General features: G+C 69.0%; 4 protein-coding genes. 1 reads left to right on the forward strand and 3 read right to left on the reverse strand.

Translation table 11 applies throughout. The features are described from left to right. Positions 1–57 precede the first annotated feature (57 nt). From AC5LUJ_RS19835 to AC5LUJ_RS19845, 3 genes are all read right to left on the reverse strand, one after another. Positions 58–453: a type II toxin-antitoxin system VapC family toxin gene (locus AC5LUJ_RS19835; protein WP_250284544.1), complete on the reverse strand. Its 396-nt coding sequence runs from the start codon at positions 451–453 to the stop codon at positions 58–60. Beyond that, on the reverse strand, positions 450–728 hold the full coding sequence (locus AC5LUJ_RS19840) for a FitA-like ribbon-helix-helix domain-containing protein (protein WP_250284545.1): 279 nt from the start codon (positions 726–728) through the stop codon (positions 450–452). The genes AC5LUJ_RS19835 and AC5LUJ_RS19840 overlap by 4 nt, the downstream gene beginning before the upstream one ends. A gap of 102 nt (positions 729–830) precedes the next feature. After that, positions 831–2,012 carry an LLM class flavin-dependent oxidoreductase gene (locus AC5LUJ_RS19845; RefSeq protein ID WP_250284546.1) on the reverse strand — a complete coding sequence of 394 codons (1,182 nt, stop codon included), beginning with the start codon at positions 2,010–2,012 and terminating at the stop codon, positions 831–833. 832 nt (positions 2,013–2,844) lie between these two features. Between AC5LUJ_RS19845 and AC5LUJ_RS19850 the strand changes: the two genes are divergently transcribed. Continuing rightward, positions 2,845–4,054: terpene synthase family protein (locus tag AC5LUJ_RS19850; protein ID WP_493465491.1), on the forward strand; the 1,210-nt coding region annotated here is incomplete at its 3' end.

Below are 4,054 nucleotides of genomic sequence, written 5' to 3' on the forward strand. Positions count from 1 at the left end.
ACCCACGCCCGCCGCCATCCGCCGGCGGACGCTGCCCCGTCCAGCACAAGAAGATCGTTACGCGATCAGGCGCACGGCGCAGAACAGCGTCGCAGCCTTTGCCAGCCGGGCATCCGAGGTCACCAACGTGAGGTCCCGAGCCTCCGCGAGGGCGACGTACGCGGCGTCGTACGCGCTGACACCAGACCGCAGTTGCCACATGCGCGCCAGCAGAAGATCCACAGGTACGGAGTCGATGCCGAGCTGCGAGAGGCGCGCGACGGCGCGGTGCGCCAGATCATCGCTGATCTTTTTTCCGAGTGCGAGCCCTCGTATCACGGAGAACACCTCGACCTGCCAGTGTTCGGGCGCGGCCCACTCGGTGTCACGCTCCAGGGCCACCCGTGCCCGGCGACCACGGTCGTCAGCGTAGACGAGCGCGTTCGCCAGGACGGAGGCATCGACGACGATCACTCCATGTCGCCGGCAGCGAACGGCTGACTGTCGCGCTCGGCACGGGCGGCCGCGAGAACGTGCGCGGCGTCCGGAGCCGTGATGCCGGCGCCGCCCCCTGCCTCGAGCTCACGCCCGACGGCGGCCAGAATCCCCTGGTTCCAGGCGAATCGGGCCTGGCGGGTGAGCAGCGCGAGCAGGAAAGCCTGGAGGGACTGGCCCTGCTGCTGGGCATACCGGCCCAGCGCGTCTCGGACGTCTTCCGGCACGTCGCGGATCGTCACAGCAATAGGCATGCCTACATAATGCCTGCATAATGCAGGCGGGATCAAACGGTGCCGACCGGCGTACGGTCCAGATCTCGCCGTGCCGCGATGGCCTCACCCGGGTGGCTTCCGTCAGGTGGGCTGTGACCAGGCCTGGGCGAGCAGTTCGTAGGACCGGACCCGGTCGGTGTGATCGTGGGTGACCGTGGTGATGAGCAGTTCGTCGGCCCCAGTTACGTCACACAACGTGCGCAGGCTGCGGACGACGGTCGCGGGCGAGCCGACGAACTGGGTGTCGATCCTGTCCGCGACGGTCGCGCGTTCCTGTTCCGTCCACGGGTAGGCCGCTGCCTCGGCTGGCGTGAGGTACGGGGTGATGCCCTCGCCTCGACGGATACTGGCCGCCCACGCGCCGTAGCCGCTGGCCAGCCGGCGGGCGGCTACGGCGTCCTCGGCGACGACGACATCCGCGGAAACCATGACGTACGGCTCCCGCAGCGTCCGCGACGGCCGGAAGGCGGCGCGGTACGCCGCGACCGTGTCGAGCACGGCGGACGGCATCGAATGATAGTTGGCGGCCAGCGGCAGTCCCAGCTCACCGGCGGTCCGCGCGCTTTCCCCGGCCCTCACCGCGCAGATCCACAGCTGCGCGTCGGCGCCCTCCGCGGCGGGCGCCCGCAGGTGCACACCGCTGGGGGTAAGGTAATCGCCGCGGACGAACGCCTGGATGTCGCGGACCTGCCGCGTGTAGTCGTCGTCCGCGCCCTCCCGGTATCCGGCCAGCTCCAGCTGCTGGCGGAGGCGGCGGGGGTCGAACAGGAACGTCGGTGGCGCCGGGATGAGCAGGCCGTCGACCACCCGGGGCCGGGACGCGGGCCGCCCGGCCGTCGCCGATGGCCCGGCAGCCGGGCTCGTGGCGGTTCCGGCGGTCCCGGCGGTCCCGGCGGCCGCGCCGGCGAACCTGCCCACACTCGAACGGCCCAGCCCGAGATCAACGCGCCCGGGATGGATGTGCGCGATCGTCCCGAACTGCTCGGCGATGACGACCGGTGTCTGGTAGGCCGTCTGCACCGCCCCCGACCCGACCCGGATCCGCTGGGTGGCGGCCGCGACCAGGGCGATCAGGACAGCGGGCGCGGCGGATACGACGCTCGGGGCCAGGTGGTGCTCGGCGAACCAGTACCGGGCATAGCCGAAACGCTCGACGTGCCGCGCAAGATCGAACACGTTGCGCAACGCGTTCCCGGCCGTCGAGCCCGAGGTGAGCGGCACGAGGTCGAGCACCGACAACGGGACGGGTTTTTCCGAAGGCATGTTGGCCAACGCCTTTCCAATCCACGGACATTACTTTCCGTTATTACGATCATGCAATATGCACATACTCATCCGCGGAGCTTCTCCGGTTAAATTTACGTATCCACGGATCTTTTGATGTGTCACTTCCGCACATGCGGATTTCATGGTACTCTCTGCCCTGCGCGGTTCGTTCGATCAACGAAAGCGGGACGGCTCCAACGGCGGGGCGGCCAGCAACTTTGATCCAGCCCCATTCCGGGAACCTCGCCCCGCCAGTGTCCCCGACCTTTTCGACCGGAGTCGTTTATCGGCCATGACTTCTTGATCTCCCGCGCCACCCGGAAAGGTGGCGGGAACCACCGCGCCCAACAGCAGGCACATCCACCCGCATCATCGGACAGGCCCTTCTTCCGATCATTATCCGCGCTGTCCCAGGGCCCTGCCCCGATGCCGGGAACAGCACGCCGCACCGGGAGTACCAGCTATTTCGTGGAGGCACGACGCCATCACCACGAAACAGGCCGGTCACGGCCGGGGCACAGACCCAGCACCTGACACCGGCGGCCGTGTGCGCGGCGACCGATGCTCACCTGGCATCCGCGGGCCCGGCGGTACCCGGAATACGAGCCTCCCGGCCATACCCGCCGGCGCCACGATTGCAAGCCGGGCCCACACCCACGGCTTTCCTGTGTTCACACAGGGAATTCACGCCGCATACCGGTGCCCGTTCCCCGGCGCGGGCACCGGTATGCCCGCCCATGGGCCATCCACAAAACGAGAAAGCTGCCCGCCGTCCGCTGGAACCGTGGGACGGCCTGTTCAGCACGCCGGCATCAGATGAGGAGTGATCATGGAAACAGGCCTGGTGGCGACCCCGTCCGACGCGCTCACACCGTCCGCGCGGGAGTTCTTTCTCCCCGAGCTGCCGCGTTCCCTCCCGTTCGCCTATCATCCGAAAGCCGCGCAGATCGAGTTCGCCTCCAACGGCTGGGTGCGGGCATACCTCGGCGAGTGTTTCGCGACCGAGGAGGACCTGCTGTTCTTCCTGCGCCAACGGAACGGGATCTACGGCCCGCTCACCGTGCCGGACGCCGACGAACAGCGGGCCGTCGACATCGCCGACTGGTACCAGTACGTGACGGTGATCGACAGCTTCGTCTCGGACCGGTCGGCCCTCGGCGCCGACGACACCGCGGCCAGAGAGATCTTCACCGGCATCCTTGCCGACTTCCGCGCCGACGGCGACGGCGACGACGGCCGCGGTGACGGCCGTGGCGGCGGCCCGGCCGACAACTCCGCCTACGGCCGGGCGGCAAGGGACCTGTGGCGACGGATCAGCCCCGGCCTCAGCCCGGCCCAGATCTCCCGGTTCACCGCCGCGCTGGAGGCGTTCCTGCGCGGGTGCGCCACGGAGATCCACGCCAAGCTGACCGACAGCGTCCCGGACTACGAAAGCTGCCTGGCGGTACGGCTGGACAGTTTCGGCTGCGACTTCATCGAGCTGATGACGGAATACGGCACGGCCGTGGACATGAGCGGCCTGCTGCCGCAGCTCGTCGAGGTCCACCTCCACTGCCGCCGGCAGATGATCATAATCAACGACCTGCTGTCCTGGCGGAAGGAACACGCGCAGGACGACAAGATGACCGTGGTGCGGGTCCTGATCGAACGGGACGGGCTCAGCCTCCAGGACGCCGTCAACCAGCTGTGCGAACTGGTCGCGCACCATGAGAAGGCGTATGTCGAGGCCCGCGACAAGCTGCTGTCCGGGCCACTCGGCGAACGCGCGGACGTGCGTGCCTATCTCACCGCGGTGGACCATCTGATGGGCGGCAGCCAGGAATTCGAATACCTGACTCCACGCTATTTCGGCGACGGGTCGGTGTGGGACGGCTCGACCTCGGGATGGCTGGACCTCGACGCGCCCGTCACACGTTTCCGGCCGCGTCCCCGGCCCGCCGGGACGGCCGGCGAACCGGCGGCCCCGGCCGCCACCACGGCGACGGCGGCGGCTCCGACCGCGGCCGCGGCGACGCCGGCAGCGGTGGGCGCCGGTGCCG

It is taken from the genome of Protofrankia sp. CiP1_Cm_nod3, assembly GCF_982290655.1.

What these genes read in the sequence shown, in the direction of transcription:
- AC5LUJ_RS19840 (WP_250284545.1), bottom strand. Translation starts at nt 728, where the DNA reads ATGCCTATTGCTGTGACGATCCGCGACGTGCCGGAAGACGTCCGAGAC.
- AC5LUJ_RS19845 (WP_250284546.1), bottom strand. Translation starts at nt 2,012, where the DNA reads ATGCCTTCGGAAAAACCCGTCCCGTTGTCGGTGCTCGACCTCGTGCCG.